Source organism: Escherichia sp. WS338 (assembly GCF_046486405.1).
Taxonomy (GTDB): Bacteria; Pseudomonadota; Gammaproteobacteria; order Enterobacterales; family Enterobacteriaceae; genus Escherichia; species Escherichia coli.
In genome coordinates this window covers 18,855-33,683 of the sequence record NZ_JBJQLL010000007.1, presented here as the reverse complement: position 1 = coordinate 33,683, position 14,829 = coordinate 18,855, and the positions used below count along the sequence as shown (strand labels likewise).

Genomic DNA, 14,829 nt, shown 5'->3' with positions numbered 1-14,829 from the left:
ATGCAGACCCCGCACATTCTTATCGTTGAAGACGAGTTGGTAACACGCAACACGTTGAAAAGTATTTTCGAAGCGGAAGGCTATGATGTTTTCGAAGCGACAGATGGCGCGGAAATGCATCAGATCCTCTCTGAATATGACATCAACCTGGTGATCATGGATATCAATCTGCCGGGTAAGAACGGTCTTCTGTTAGCGCGTGAACTGCGCGAGCAGGCGAATGTTGCGTTGATGTTCCTGACTGGCCGTGACAACGAAGTCGATAAAATTCTCGGCCTCGAAATCGGTGCAGATGACTACATCACCAAACCGTTCAACCCGCGTGAACTGACGATTCGTGCACGCAACCTGCTGTCCCGTACCATGAATCTAGGTACTGTCAGCGAAGAACGTCGTAGCGTTGAAAGCTACAAGTTCAATGGTTGGGAACTGGACATCAACAGCCGTTCGTTGATCGGCCCTGATGGCGAGCAGTACAAGCTGCCGCGCAGCGAGTTCCGCGCCATGCTTCACTTCTGTGAAAACCCAGGCAAAATTCAGTCCCGTGCTGAACTGCTGAAGAAAATGACCGGCCGTGAGCTGAAACCGCACGACCGTACTGTAGACGTGACGATCCGCCGTATTCGTAAACATTTCGAATCTACGCCGGATACGCCGGAAATCATCGCCACCATTCACGGTGAAGGTTATCGCTTCTGCGGTGATCTGGAAGATTAATCGGCTTTACCACCGTCAAAAAAACGGCGCTTTTTAGCGCCGTTTTTATTTTTCAACCTTATTTCCAGATACGTAATTCATCGTCCATTGTAACGTCTTTACTGGCTTTCATTTTCGGCAGTGAAAACGCATACCAGTCGATATTACGGGTCACAAACATCATGCCAGCCAGCGCCACCACCAGCACACTGGTTCCCAACAACAGCGCGCTATCGGCAGAGTTGAGCAGTCCCCACATCACACCATCCAGCAACAACAGCGCGAGGGTAAACAACATGCTGTTGCACCAACCTTTCAATACCGCCTGCAAATAAATACCGTTCATTATCGCCCCAATCAGACTGGCGATTATCCATGCCACGGTAAAACCGGTATGTTCAGAAAGCGCCAGCAAGAGCAAATAAAACATCACCAATGAAAGCCCCACCAGCAAATATTGCATTGGGTGTAAACGTTGCGCGGTGAGCGTTTCAAAAACAAAGAACGCCATAAAAGTCAGTGCAATCAGCAGAATGGCGTACTTAGTCGCCCGGTCAGTTAATTGGTATTGATCGGCTGGCGTCGTTACTGCGACGCTAAACGCCGGGAAGTTTTCCCAGCCGGTATCATTGCCTGAAGCAAAACGCTCACCGAGATTATTAGCAAACCAGCTGCTTTGCCATTGCGCCTGAAAACCTGACTCACTAACTTCCCGTTTGGCTGGTAGAAAATCACCTAAAAAACTGGGATGCGGCCAGTTGCTGGTTAAGGTCATTTCGCTATTACGCCCGCCAGGCACCACAGAAAGATCGCCGGTACCGCTTAAATTCAGTGCCATATTCAGCTTCAGGTTCTGCTTCTGCCAGTCCCCTTCGGGTAAAGGGATATGCACGCCCTGCCCGCCTTGCTCTAACCCGGTGCCGGGTTCAATGGTCAGCGCCGTTCCGTTAACTTCAGGCGCTTTCACCACACCAATACCACGCGCATCCCCGACGCTAATCACAATAAATGGCTTGCCTAAGGTGATATTTGGCGCGTTGAGTTCGCTAAGACGCGAAACATCGAAATCGGCTTTTAGCGTTAAATCACTGTGCCAGACCTGACCGGTATAAATCCCTATCTTGCGTTCTTCCACGTTCTGATTGCCATCAACCATCAATGACTCAGGTAACCAAAAATGGATAAAACTTCGTTTCCGCTCCACGGTTTTATCCTCTTCCTGCACCGTATAAAGCTCGGTCACAGGAATAGCGATGAGCGGCCCAACGAGTTTTTGCGGCCCGCTGGTACTTTGGCGAATCGCATCTTCCACATCGCTACGGTAATCAGCACGTTCGACAATCACCTGCCGAATCAGCATTATCGGAATCAACAACAGCAATACTGCACCAAACAGGCTAGTCATTTTCCAGAACAGGGGGGATTTCAACATAGTCTTCTCCTTTGCAATGGCAGCAGGATACGAAGACTATGTGGGAAGAATTTGAAGCTATGTGAAGTGACGGTGAAGTCGAAGCGAGGCCAGCACGCCACCTTCCTGCACGTTGCGCAGCGTGACTTCGCCGTTAAACAAACGGGCGACCTCACTGACAAACGCCAACCCCAGACCGCTGCTTTTTTGCCCATTTGCACGCGGCAAAGAGTAAAAGCGTTCAAAAATACGTGACAGCGCGTAGTCAGGAATACCACTACCGGTATCCAGCACCTTAAGGGTGACGTATTCCTGATCCACTTCGGCGCTTAGCGTTATGCGACCGCTCTCGGGAGTAAAATCGATGGCGTTATCCAGTAAATTTCCCAGCGCCTGCTCCAGTAACGCCGGTTCAGCAGCAACGTTAACCTCGGTGGGCGTAACATGCAGAGTGATTTTTTTTTCTGCCAACTGCACGGTGCGCGCTTCGCTGACGCGGCGGAATAATGCCGCCACATCAACAGCAGTCAGAACGACTTCCTGACGATTCTCCAGTCTTGCCTGGCGTAGTAACGTTTCTACCAATGCCTGCATACGCGCATTTTGCGTCAGAATGTTGTCAGTAAAACGAGCCACCACTTCCGGCGGCGGACCTTCGCGTAAAATTTCCGCCGCGCCACGAATCGCCGCCAGTGGGCTTTTTAGCTCATGAGTTAACGCATAAATATATTGCTCAATATAGTTTTTCCCCTCCAGCTTCACGCGCATACTTTCCAGCGCCTGCGCAAGCTTACGCAGCTCGCTACTGCCGAGTTCAGGAAGAGGAACGGGCTTATTGTCAGTGACGGAATCAGCATAGCGAGTGAGCCGGGCAATGGAGCGGTTGATCCACCAAACCATGCCTGCGCCAATCACCAGTGCAATCCCCAACAAAATGGCGCTGGCCCATAAAATTCGCCGCTCGCTGCGCTTAATGACCGGAGCCATCGCCGCGTTCGGTTTGCCTACGCTCAAAACGCCAATAAGCCGCGAGCCGTCCATAATCGGCGCGGCAACATACATCACAGAACTTTCGGGATCGGCAGGATTTTGCAACGTGCTGCGCGCACCATACTGACCACGCAACGTTAGCCAGACGTCATTCCAGCGCGAATAATCCTGTCCAACGGCTTTATTTGCCGAATCGAACAATACTTTGCCCTGCGCATCGGTCATATAGACATGATATTCATTGCGCACTTTGTTAATGCCACCGATATTGGCGCGAAACGGGCGATGTTGTAGCTGATTAAACGCCTGCGCCAGTTGCCCATGCGTTGGGTCCCCAGAGAGCAAATCGGGACGCGCCAGCTCCGCCAGCAACGTTGCGGTGTCGATCAACGTCCCCTCCGTTGCTCTTCGCACGCCCGGTTTAACTTCTTTGACAAAAATGGCCAGTACGAACCAGGCTGCCACCGCCACCAGTAAAAAATAGCCCAGCAACAACCGCATGCCGATACGCATTACAGGCCCCTCAGGCTATATCCCATGCCGCGATGAGTATTAATCGGTGAAAGATCGGGGTTGATGGCGCGCAGCTTGGCACGCAGCGTTTTAATGTGGGTATCGACGGTGCGATCGTAGGTGTCCTGCGCATCTTCCCATACGCTATCCATCAGTTGCTGGCGGGACCAGACGCGGCCCGGTGACTTGAGTAACGTCTTCAACAATAAAAACTCATACCGCGTCAGCGCTAATGGCGTGTCAAACCAGCTGATCTGCGCCGCGGGTTCATTCAATTCAAAATGTCCAATACGGATGACGGGAGACGGCGTCGAGAACTTCTTCACCCGACGCAGTAAGGTGCGCACCCTGGCGCACACTTCGCGGGGTGAAAACGGTTTAGCCACATAGTCGTCAGCGCCAATTTCCAGCCCAAGCAGGCGATCGACCTCTTCACTTCGGGCCGTCAGGAACAGTACAGGTAACGCCGGATGGAGCGCCAGTAACTGGCGGCACAATTCAAAGCCACTGATATCAGGCAAACCAACGTCGAGAATCATGACATCGGGAACCTGCTGACGAGCTTTATCCAGCACCGGCAAGCCTCGCTCAAAGACCTCGACGGCAAAACCTTCCTGCTGCAACATGTAGACCAGCGTGTCGGCTATCCCTTGCTCATCTTCCACTAACCAGACCGTTTCCCGTTGCATAAATCGCCTCTGTTATTGCCGCCACGGCATGACAGGAACCGCGCTAATCGCGTTTTTCGGCGAACCTTCTACAACTTTGTCGGAGTAAGCCAGATAAGCGAGCGCGTTGCGTTTGGCGTCATAAAAGCGCACGACCTGTAACGACTTAAAGACCAGGGACGTGCGTTTTTTGAATACTACCTCGCCCTGAGCTTTGCCGTTTTTAATACGATCCGACAGTTCAATCGGCCCGACTTGCTGACAAGAAATGGCCGCATCGGAGGTATCTTCCGCCAGACCCAATCCCCCTTTAATACCACCGGTTTTCGCCCGGCTCACATAACAGGTGACATTTTTCACATCGGGATCATCAAAGGCTTCCACAACAATTTTGTGATCCGGGCCGATCATTTTAAATACGGTGTCGACCGAACCAATCTCTTCTGCATGAGCCAATGGCCCCAGCATTATCAGGCTTAAAAACAGGATCAAATGCTTGTATTTCATATTGTTACCATTTTTATCTATTACACGAGCAATTAGTTCGTCACGGTAAATAACATATTGATTAAGAACAAAATCTCAATACTTTTATTTCCGTCAAGTCCTAAAACATACTCTACTAAGAAAAAAACACTGAATGCTAAAACAGCAAAAAATGCTATTATCCAATTACCTGATGTCAGGTGCTCGTTGTTGAAAGGATGAGGATATTTTATGGATCAGGCCGGCATTATTCGCGACCTTTTAATCTGGCTGGAAGGTCATCTGGATCAGCCCCTGTCGCTCGACAATGTAGCGGCGAAAGCAGGTTATTCCAAGTGGCACTTACAGAGAATGTTTAAAGATGTCACTGGCCATGCTATTGGCGCGTATATTCGTGCTCGTCGTTTGTCGAAATCGGCGGTCGCACTACGCCTGACTGCGCGTCCGATTCTGGACATCGCGCTGCAATACCGCTTCGACTCTCAACAGACATTTACCCGCGCATTCAAGAAGCAGTTTGCCCAGACTCCTGCACTTTACCGCCGTTCTCCTGAATGGAGCGCCTTTGGTATTCGCCCGCCGCTACGTCTGGGTGAATTCACTATGCCAGAGCACAAATTTGTCACCCTGGAAGATACGCCGCTGATTGGTGTTACCCAGAGCTACTCCTGTTCGCTGGAGCAAATCTCTGATTTCCGCCATGAAATGCGTTATCAGTTCTGGCACGATTTTCTCGGCAACGCGCCGACCATTCCGCCGGTGCTCTACGGCCTGAATGAAACGCGTCCGAGTCAGGATAAAGACGACGAACAAGAAGTATTCTATACCACCGCGTTAGCCCAGGATCAGGCAGATGGCTATGTACTGACGGGGCATCCGGTGATGCTGCAGGGCGGCGAATATGTGATGTTTACCTATGAAGGTCTGGGAACCGGCGTGCAGGAGTTTATCCTGACGGTATACGGGACGTGCATGCCAATGCTCAACCTGACGCGCCGTAAAGGTCAGGATATTGAGCGATACTACCCGGCAGAAGATGCCAAAGCGGGAGATCGCCCAATTAATCTGCGCTGTGAACTACTGATTCCGATCCGTCGTTAACGCTGCAGCTCATCTAATGCAGGGGCGTCCAGATGCGAGATGTCCCCTGCGGTTTCAACGACCCAGCCAGACGCCAGCCACAGGCTTTCCTGATAATCCACGCGCGAAATAGAACAGTTACGCAGACGTAAGCGGCGCTCTGCCCATGCTGGTAATCCGAGAATCGTACTCACCAGACATCCCAGTGCAATACCATGGCTCACCAGCAGCGGTCGGCTTCCCTGCGGTAAGTCCCGGCAAGATTCCAGTGCCGCATTGACGCGATCGCTGAGCTCCTGCATTGACTCGCCTTCAGGAATACGCCCGTCAACGGTGCCATTGACCAGCTGCCGACGCCAGTTCTCTTCTTCTTCGGTGAGTGAATCGATATTTCTTGTTTCCAGTACACCCATATTTAATTCACGCAGGCGAGAATCAAAGATGATGTCACAGCCGCAGGCCTGGGCGATGATTTCCGCCGTGCGCCGGGTCCGTCCTAAATCGCTACTGATGATATGCGTAATGCCAAGCTCTTTGGCACGGGTTGCCACCTGCATCGCCTGTTGCTCACCTTTGGCGGTCAGCGGGCTGTCAGACTGGCCCTGAATACGTCGCTCGGCGTTCCACTGCGTTTCACCGTGGCGGACTAGGTATACCTGTAACATGCTTTTTTTCCGTATACTGCTGTAACGTTAATTTTCTGAGTAATGCTGATTATGCACCAAGTTGTCTGTGCGACCACCAATCCCGCTAAAATTCAGGCCATTCTGCAGGCATTTCACGAGATCTTCGGCGAAGGATCCTGCCATATTGCATCCGTTGCCGTCGAGAGCGGTGTACCGGAACAACCCTTTGGCAGTGAGGAAACGCGCGCTGGCGCACGAAATCGGGTAGCAAATGCCCGCCGTTTACATCCAGAGGCTGATTTTTGGGTGGCGATTGAAGCAGGCATTGATGGCGACAGCACCTTCAGTTGGGTGGTGATTGAAAACGCCAGCCAGCGCGGCGAGGCGCGTTCGGCAACTTTGCCGTTACCTGCGGTGATTCTGGAAAAAGTGCGTGAAGGCGAGGCGCTCGGTCCCGTGATGTCACGTTATACCGGTATTGATGAGATTGGTCGTAAGGAAGGGGCGATCGGCGTGTTTACCGCCGGGAAACTTACCCGCGCCAGCGTCTATCACCAGGCGGTGATCCTGGCGCTGAGTCCGTTTCATAATGCGGTGTATCAGTGATCTTTCAGCAACACCTCTTCCAGCCACTGGCGCAGCTCCACGGGCGCGGCTTTCAGGCTGTTAGATCCACGCGTAATCGTCGCGATGCCCGCGCCGAGTTCATTTTTTAACTCACGCTGGCTCATTTCGCCGCGCAACAGCTCTTCGACAATACGCACGCGAGTCCCCAACGCTTCGCGCTCATCTGGCGTCAGCATCAGGTTTAACAACGGTAAATGGAGATCGTTTTGGTAGGCATTCTTAAGCAGGTCGACAAAACGTAACCACTCCTGGTGACGCTGTTCTGCCATCGCTGCTGAATAGGGTGATTGTTGGGCCATAATATGTCGCCATTGTTAGCGGGGGAAGCAAAATGCCTCCCCCGGTTGTACTCGCTAAAGAGTACGATAGCATATCATAAACGTGCGGATCAGTAACGACGTCCCCATTCCGTGGCGCTCATCAACGTCGGTTTATCCCCCATGAAATAGCGGTAGTAAGCGTCATAAGCCAGCACGTTCTTCACATAACCGCGCGTCTCGGAGAACGGAATACTCTCGACAAATGCCACAGCGTCGATACGCCCGGCGCTGTTGCCAAGCCAGGTTCGCACCCGTCCAGGTCCGGCGTTATAAGCTGCTGAGGAGAAAATACGGTTATTGCCAAACTGCTGATAAACATATTGCAGGTAACTGGTGCCAATGTTGATGTTCGTTTCCGGATCCAGCAATTGCCCAGGGCTGCTATAACCAGGAATAGAGAACATCTTCACCGTATGGGTCGCCGTGCCCGGCATAATCTGCATCAGGCCGCTGGCCCCTACCGGTGATTTCACTTTCGGATTCCAGGCGCTCTCCTGACGGGCAATCGCCATCGCATAGCTTTGCGGGATCTCCTTCCCACTGGTGTAACGTTTGAAAAGATCGTTGTAGGCCAGCGGGAACCTCTCTTCCAGATGATCCCAAAGCTTCCCGGCGATCGTTGCCTGAACGCTAAGATCCCACCATTGGTTATTGAAAGCATACCGAGCCAGTTGCGCCTGCTCTGTTTTTGACTTGCTCTTCACCAGATTGGCCCACTCGCTACGCGCGGTATTATCGAGATTCCAGTACATCAACTCGCGCACGCGCGCCATCTCCGGCCCCTGAGTCAGGGCGCTGTCAACATTCTGCGGCGCTTTATCAATCTTCAGCTCATACTCTTCACCGATGCGTTGTGCTGCAACCATCGGGTAGAAACCACGCTGTTGCATGAGTTGATGCAAAATCTCTTTTGCTTCAGCTTCACGTCCGCGTTCCAGCAGTAAATCCGCCTGCCAGTAACGCCATTCATCTTTCTCTTTCGCCTCCATCGGCAAACGCGCCAGCCAGGTATTCAGGCCGCGACGATCGCCGGTGCCAAGCGCCATTCGCACGCGCCGTTCAATAAGCGAAGTAGATTGCGAACGCATAATGGCGTCATCGCGCCATTTCGCCTGCTCATCGGTGACATCATTGCCCATCAAACGCCAGGCGACGATATCGCGCAGCTCCTGAATCTGATCTTCATTAAGCTGCTGCGCCTGGGCAAGCGACGGGATCATCAGCCGTGCATTTTCAGCATCCTGCCGCGCCACACTGGCAAACGCCACCGCCGCCATTTGACGGGTAAAATCGGTCGCTCCGGTTGTACGCGCGAAGGTCAGTACCGTATTAGGGTTGTTCGCCAGTGAAATGATTGCCGAGGCGATAGTCTGGTAATCGGCAGGCATCTGCCCTGCCAGCACTGTTACGAGTCCAGTGTTACCCGCTTTCATCGCCAGACGGATACGCTCTAAATACGCCAGCGGATCTTGTTTACCTGACGCACGCCAGACGCTAAATAACTTGTCACAGGCGTTAGGCTGGCTCTTGCCGGTTAGCCACAGCTCTTTCGCCCCTTGCCAGGCTTCTTCACTCTGCCCGGTGTTCCATTTCGCATAGTAGTAATTACATTGCGCTTCGGTAGTTCCGGGCTTTTCCGGACTAAAGGCTAACAAGCCACGCCAGTCTTCACGCCGCGCCAGTTCATTGACGAAACGAGATTGCAGCGTGCGAGCGGGAGGAAGCGTGGGGTTAGCGCGAACAAAGTTAGTCACCGTCACCGCCGGTTGATTCATCAGGTCATCGGTGATCTGGCGGTATTCCAGGTAGGGATAAAGCGGATAATCCTTCAGTCCAGGCATCATTTGTTCGACCACATCCATTTGTCGATTATCCCAGGCCTGCTTGATTTGGGCGTAGCGGCTACGCTGCTCATCCAGTGAGTCGGCTCGCGCCACGCTGCTGACCGTCAGCAGACAGACACCGGCAGCCAACAGCCGCCAGGTAACTTGTTTGGCTTTTTCCACAAGCGCATCCTCTAAGTGTAAATACATCAATGCAGCGTCATGCCGCGTAATAGATTTATGCTAACCAGTCATTGCCGTTTACGCCACGTTACGGACACTTTTTTACTTTTATACTCTAAATAATTCGAGTTGCAGGAAGGCGATAAGTGAGTGAGTCCCCAGGAGCTTACAGAAGTAAGTGACTGGGGTGAGCGAGCGTAAGCGCAGCACATGCAACTTGAAGTATGACGAGTATACTGCGAGGGTGATCGACCGGCTGGGATTAGATAAGGAAACAGGCTACACTTCGCCTTTGAAAACTCATCATCACGATAAACATAGAGGCGAAGTCCAACGTGGCTCAATTCGTTTATACCATGCATCGTGTCGGCAAAGTTGTTCCGCCGAAACGTCATATTTTGAAAAACATCTCTCTGAGTTTCTTCCCTGGGGCAAAAATTGGTGTCCTGGGTCTGAACGGCGCGGGTAAGTCCACCCTGCTGCGCATTATGGCGGGCATTGATAAAGACATCGAAGGCGAAGCGCGTCCGCAACCGGATATCAAGATTGGTTATCTGCCGCAGGAACCGCAGCTGAACCCGGAACACACCGTGCGTGAGTCCATTGAAGAAGCGGTTTCTGAAGTGGTTAACGCCCTGAAACGCCTAGATGAAGTGTATGCGCTGTACGCCGATCCGGATGCCGATTTTGACAAGCTGGCCGCTGAACAAGGCCGTCTGGAAGAGATCATTCAGGCTCACGACGGTCACAACCTGAACGTTCAGCTGGAGCGTGCGGCGGATGCGCTGCGTCTGCCGGACTGGGACGCGAAAATCGCTAACCTCTCCGGTGGTGAGCGTCGTCGCGTGGCGTTGTGCCGCCTGCTGCTGGAAAAACCAGACATGCTGCTGCTCGACGAACCGACGAACCACCTGGATGCCGAATCCGTGGCGTGGCTGGAACGCTTCCTGCACGACTTCGAAGGCACCGTTGTGGCGATTACCCACGACCGTTACTTCCTCGATAACGTGGCGGGCTGGATCCTCGAACTGGACCGTGGTGAAGGTATTCCGTGGGAAGGTAACTACTCCTCCTGGCTGGAGCAGAAAGATCAACGTCTGGCGCAGGAAGCTTCACAAGAAGCTGCGCGTCGTAAGTCGATTGAGAAAGAGCTGGAGTGGGTACGTCAGGGGACTAAAGGCCGTCAGTCGAAAGGTAAAGCACGTCTGGCGCGTTTTGAAGAGCTGAACAGCACCGAATATCAGAAACGTAACGAAACCAACGAACTGTTTATTCCACCGGGACCGCGTCTTGGCGATAAAGTGCTGGAAGTCAACAACCTGCGTAAATCCTATGGCGATCGTCTGCTGATTGATGACCTGAGCTTCTCGATCCCGAAAGGAGCGATCGTCGGGATCATCGGTCCGAACGGTGCGGGTAAATCGACCCTGTTCCGTATGATCTCCGGTCAGGAACAGCCGGACAGCGGCACCATCACTTTAGGTGAAACGGTGAAACTGGCATCGGTTGATCAGTTCCGTGACTCAATGGATAACAGCAAAACCGTTTGGGAAGAAGTTTCCGGCGGGCTGGATATCATGAAGATCGGCAACACCGAGATGCCAAGCCGTGCCTACGTTGGCCGCTTTAACTTTAAAGGGGTTGATCAGGGTAAACGCGTTGGTGAACTCTCCGGCGGTGAGCGCGGTCGTCTGCATCTGGCGAAGCTGCTGCAAGTTGGCGGCAACATGCTGCTGCTCGACGAACCGACCAACGACCTGGATATCGAAACCCTGCGTGCGCTGGAAAACGCCCTGCTGGAGTTCCCGGGCTGCGCGATGGTTATCTCGCACGACCGTTGGTTCCTCGACCGTATCGCCACGCACATCCTGGACTACCAGGATGAAGGTAAAGTTGAGTTCTTCGAAGGTAACTTTACCGAGTACGAAGAGTACAAGAAACGCACGCTGGGCGCAGACGCGCTGGAGCCGAAGCGTATCAAGTACAAGCGTATTGCGAAGTAATGCGTAAAATGCCGGATGCGGCGCGCCAGCATCGCATCCGGTATTAGTTAAATGATTAATGGGAGGCAAGTTCCCGGAAAAAGGCAGGATTTTCTTTAATTGTGGCAAGTACTTTTGCAGCCAATCCCGTAGGATTTCTTCGCTTCGATTCCCAGCTTTTAATGGTATCCACACTGGTTCCCAGAGCTTTTGCCATCTCACTTTGCGAAACGTTGAGTTGCTCACGAATAGCTTTAACATCCGCAATTTCGTAGCGGGTCACCCGTGCAGGTTCTTTTAAACCTTGTTTAATCTCGACAGCCTCTTCCAGAGAGGTTTTCAACTCATCAAAAAAACTCATTTTATATCTCGCCTTTGAGCAGTTTCGTCAACTTCTTTAGTTGAGCTTTTTCCGTATCTGTCAGACTATCTTTGGCATTTTTCGGATAGGCCATAATCAAATAAATAATCTCTTCCGTCGCCAGAAAGTAAATTATTCTGACACTGCCACTTTTTCCCTGTGAACCCGCAACCATTCGGACTTTACGCAATCCACCAGTCTGCTGAATGAGATCACCTTTATCGGGAGTTCCGATGAGTTCTTTTTGCAATTCCTTTAATTCATCATCGGTTGCAATCTGCTTGATCTGACGCGTAAACATTGGCGTCTCTATAAATATTATCGCCTTACCCATTACCCCTCCCTGGCAGGTACATTGTACACCAAAATGGAGTGCTAAGTACACTTTTGAATCAGTAATCCCACTCAACATCTTATAAAGATGATTATCTTTGCTCCCCCATCATCTCCCGCACCAGCTCCACGCAGCGCAGGAAACGGCTGTCATAATCGTCTTCTTCAACCCGCACAAATTCGATATTGTTCTCTTCCAGCATCTCCACCAGCAAGTTCTGGAACTCTTTGCGATCCACCGAACTGCCGAGGCTGCGTAAACCATCCGCCACCCAAGGGGTGTTGTTCTCCAGCAAGATAACCAGATCAAAACGGTATTCATCGATCAGCGCCTGCACGAACGGATGCTCCCGCCCTTCGTACTTTTTGCAGAACGCCTGGGTAGTGACAAAATCAGTGTCGATAAACGCCACTTTATTGGCATATTTCACTGCAAAATCAATGTATTGTGCGTGTCCCAGCGCGATTTTATCGTAGTCGGAATACTGCAATGCGATCTCATCACCGCCGAGGTGTGAAAAGACATAATCGCGACCATATTCCCACGCACTGGTGGTATTGAAGATATTGGCAAGTTTGTTTACCAGGGTGGATTTACCGCTCGACTCGCCGCCAAGGATCGCCACGGTACGCACAAAAAACGGCTTCACTTCAGTGGGGATATATTCCCAGTAGCGGAACGGGTTTTCGCGGATCTGCGCACCGCTGATACTCATAAAGGTGCGTTTCGGATCGACCAGCACCGTTTCGATCCCCAGATGTTCCATATACTGTGGCGCATCGGCTTCTTCCGAGGTGTAGATCAGGTCCGGCTGGATCCCCTTTTCAGCCATAAACTTTTTGATGCCGTTGCTCCACACATCCCAGCCGTGCGGATACGGCTCCATGCCCTCTTCGTTGAAGGCATGAATACGGATATTTTTCTGATATTTAAAGGTTTGCAATAACCAGCGCAGACGATCCGGCACGGTGGGCTGCTGCGACATGGCGCTGTCTTCAAACAACGCGCGGTCGCGGGTATCGTCAAAGCCCATAATGATATGCAGCTCGTCAACCTGGCTACAGGCGCGCTGGATAAGGTAGATATGTCCGGTATGTAGCGGGTAGAACTTACCGAATACGACACCAATGGTTTTCTTTTGGCGGGGAAATTCAAGCCCCAAAAAACGGTGCAACGCCTCCAGCTTTTGCGCGCTGGGGCTTTTAATTTTGGCATTCAGTAACTGGCTTAAATACCCTTTGGTCATACCGCTGGCATCAGCTACCTGCTGTAGCGTGCAGCCCTGTTGCTTGATGGCAGTTTTCAGGTAATCAAATGACGACATATCTCCCTCCGTATCTCTCATTATAAGTCGTCGAACACGCTAAGCGCGTCGGAGAGTTTTTTAACGCCAAAAATCTGCATCCCTTCCGGCGCTTTTTTCGGCACGTTAGCCGCCGGAACAATCGCCCGCCGAAAACCGTGTTTCGCCGCTTCAGAGATTCGTTCCTGGCCGCTGGGCACCGGGCGGATCTCCCCTGCCAGCCCGACTTCACCAAACACCACCAGATCCTGCGGCAGCGGTCTGTCGCGCAGGCTGGAAACCATCGCCAGCAGTAACGCTAAGTCGGCGCTGGTTTCCGTCACCTTCACGCCGCCGACCACGTTAACAAATACATCCTGATCGGCCATTTGCAACCCACCGTGACGGTGCAGCACCGCCAGCAGGATTGCCAGACGGTTTTGCTCCAGCCCCACTGCCACGCGGCGTGGGTTCGCCATCATCGAGTGATCGACCAATGCCTGAATCTCCACCAGCAGTGGACGCGTTCCTTCCCATACCACCATCACTGAGCTACCGGAGGTCACTTCATCACCGCGGCTTAAAAAGATGGCGGAAGGGTTGCTAACTTCACGCAGCCCCTGTTCGGTCATCGCGAAGACGCCCAGCTCATTCACCGCGCCGAAGCGGTTTTTATGGCTGCGTAAGGTGCGAAAACGGGAGTCGGCATCGCCATCCAGAAGCACTGAACAGTCGATACAGTGTTCCAGCACTTTAGGGCCAGCCAGCGAGCCATCTTTGGTTACGTGCCCCACCATGACAATCGCCACGCCGCGCGTTTTGGCGAAGCGCGTCAGATAAGCCGCCGTTTCACGCACCTGCGCCACGCTGCCAGGCGATGATTGTACATCCGCCATATGCATCACCTGGATCGAGTCAATTACCATCAGCTTCGGTTGCTCTTCTTCGGCAATCAGGCAGATTTGTTCGATGCTGGTTTCCGACAACATATTGAGATTGTCAGTCGGCAGGCCAAGGCGATGAGCGCGCATTGCCACCTGTTGCAGCGACTCTTCGCCAGTGACATACAGCGTTTTCATCTGCTGCGCCAGTTTGCACAGCGTTTGCAACAGCAGCGTGGATTTCCCGGCACCTGGGTTACCGCCAATCAGAATGGCACTTCCCGGCACCACGCCGCCGCCTAGTACGCGGTCGAACTCTTTAAATCCGGTGGAAAAACGCGGCAGCTCTTCAAGGCTGATGTCGGAAAGTTTCTGGACTTTTGCCACTCCGGCGCTACCGGCATAGCCACTGAGACGCTCGTTACGCGCCACCGTTGGCGACGCAGCAAGACGCACCTCGGTGATGGTGTTCCAGGCATGACAGGCGCTGCACTGCCCCTGCCAGCGCGGATAATCGGCCCCGCATTCATTACAAACAAAGGCGCGTTTTGGAGCTTTTGCCACGG

15 protein-coding genes are annotated in these 14,829 nt (G+C 52.5%); 4 read left to right on the top strand and 11 right to left on the bottom strand.

The features are described from left to right. Positions 1-717 (top strand): two-component system response regulator ArcA, encoded by a 717-nt coding sequence (gene arcA / locus ACJHWT_RS08255; RefSeq protein WP_001194358.1) that lies wholly within the window; start codon positions 1-3, stop codon positions 715-717. A gap of 58 nt (positions 718-775) precedes the next feature. On the opposite strand, the gene creD is transcribed toward arcA, so the two are convergent. From creD to creA, 4 genes are read right to left on the bottom strand one after another with little or no spacing between them, the layout of a single operon-like run. Next, complete coding sequence (gene creD, locus ACJHWT_RS08250) at positions 776-2,128, bottom strand: cell envelope integrity protein CreD (protein ID WP_065203302.1); 1,353 nt, start codon at positions 2,126-2,128, stop codon at positions 776-778. Positions 2,129-2,185: 57 nt separating this feature from the next. Further along, positions 2,186-3,610: a two-component system sensor histidine kinase CreC gene (creC, locus tag ACJHWT_RS08245; RefSeq protein WP_001219593.1), complete on the bottom strand. Its 1,425-nt coding sequence runs from the start codon at positions 3,608-3,610 to the stop codon at positions 2,186-2,188. Further along, positions 3,610-4,299, bottom strand: coding sequence for a two-component system response regulator CreB (creB, locus tag ACJHWT_RS08240; RefSeq protein ID WP_001188671.1), 690 nt, complete (start codon positions 4,297-4,299; stop codon positions 3,610-3,612). Before creB ends, creC begins: the two co-directional genes overlap by 1 nt. A 12-nt stretch (positions 4,300-4,311) precedes the next feature. Further along, positions 4,312-4,785 (bottom strand): protein CreA, encoded by a 474-nt coding sequence (gene creA / locus ACJHWT_RS08235; protein WP_054494966.1) that lies wholly within the window; start codon positions 4,783-4,785, stop codon positions 4,312-4,314. 210 nt (positions 4,786-4,995) lie between these two features. Here creA and robA point away from each other — a divergent pair, with 210 nt between their 5' ends. Then, positions 4,996-5,865, top strand: a complete 870-nt coding sequence (robA, locus tag ACJHWT_RS08230; protein WP_000371666.1) for an MDR efflux pump AcrAB transcriptional activator RobA — start codon at positions 4,996-4,998, stop codon at positions 5,863-5,865. On the opposite strand, the gene gpmB is transcribed toward robA, so the two are convergent. Continuing rightward, complete coding sequence (gpmB, locus tag ACJHWT_RS08225) at positions 5,862-6,509, bottom strand: 2,3-diphosphoglycerate-dependent phosphoglycerate mutase GpmB (protein ID WP_000942350.1); 648 nt, start codon at positions 6,507-6,509, stop codon at positions 5,862-5,864. The genes robA and gpmB overlap by 4 nt on opposite strands. Before the next feature lie 51 nt (positions 6,510-6,560). On the opposite strand from gpmB, the gene yjjX reads away from it, so the two are divergent. Next, on the top strand, positions 6,561-7,076 hold the full coding sequence (yjjX, locus tag ACJHWT_RS08220) for an inosine/xanthosine triphosphatase (protein WP_001545810.1): 516 nt from the start codon (positions 6,561-6,563) through the stop codon (positions 7,074-7,076). Here yjjX and trpR read toward each other — a convergent pair. Further along, positions 7,070-7,396, bottom strand: coding sequence for a trp operon repressor (gene trpR, locus ACJHWT_RS08215; RefSeq protein ID WP_000068678.1), 327 nt, complete (start codon positions 7,394-7,396; stop codon positions 7,070-7,072). The two genes, yjjX and trpR, sit on opposite strands and share 7 nt — an antisense overlap. Before the next feature lie 89 nt (positions 7,397-7,485). Further along, the gene (gene sltY, locus ACJHWT_RS08210) at positions 7,486-9,423 is read right to left on the bottom strand and encodes a murein transglycosylase (protein WP_000409451.1); all 1,938 of its coding nucleotides are present in this window, start codon (positions 9,421-9,423) and stop codon (positions 7,486-7,488) included. A 335-nt stretch (positions 9,424-9,758) separates the two neighbouring features. Between sltY and ettA the strand changes: the two genes are divergently transcribed. Then, positions 9,759-11,426 carry an energy-dependent translational throttle protein EttA gene (ettA, locus tag ACJHWT_RS08205; protein WP_000046743.1) on the top strand — a complete coding sequence of 556 codons (1,668 nt, stop codon included), beginning with the start codon at positions 9,759-9,761 and terminating at the stop codon, positions 11,424-11,426. A gap of 55 nt (positions 11,427-11,481) precedes the next feature. On the opposite strand, the gene nadS is transcribed toward ettA, so the two are convergent. From nadS to radA, 4 genes are all read right to left on the bottom strand, one after another. Next, entirely contained in the window at positions 11,482-11,766 is a 285-nt protein-coding gene (gene nadS / locus ACJHWT_RS08200) for a NadS family protein (RefSeq protein ID WP_000007436.1), read from the bottom strand. A gap of 1 nt (position 11,767) precedes the next feature. Next, a complete protein-coding gene (locus tag ACJHWT_RS08195; protein WP_001317608.1) occupies positions 11,768-12,100 on the bottom strand; it encodes a type II toxin-antitoxin system RelE/ParE family toxin in 333 nt (110 codons plus the stop codon). 91 nt (positions 12,101-12,191) lie between these two features. Next, positions 12,192-13,424 (bottom strand): multifunctional transcriptional regulator/nicotinamide-nucleotide adenylyltransferase/ribosylnicotinamide kinase NadR, encoded by a 1,233-nt coding sequence (gene nadR, locus ACJHWT_RS08190; RefSeq protein ID WP_000093813.1) that lies wholly within the window; start codon positions 13,422-13,424, stop codon positions 12,192-12,194. Between the two features lie 20 nt (positions 13,425-13,444). Next, entirely contained in the window at positions 13,445-14,827 is a 1,383-nt protein-coding gene (gene radA, locus ACJHWT_RS08185; protein WP_001029698.1) for a DNA repair protein RadA, read from the bottom strand. Positions 14,828-14,829: the final 2 nt, after the last annotated feature.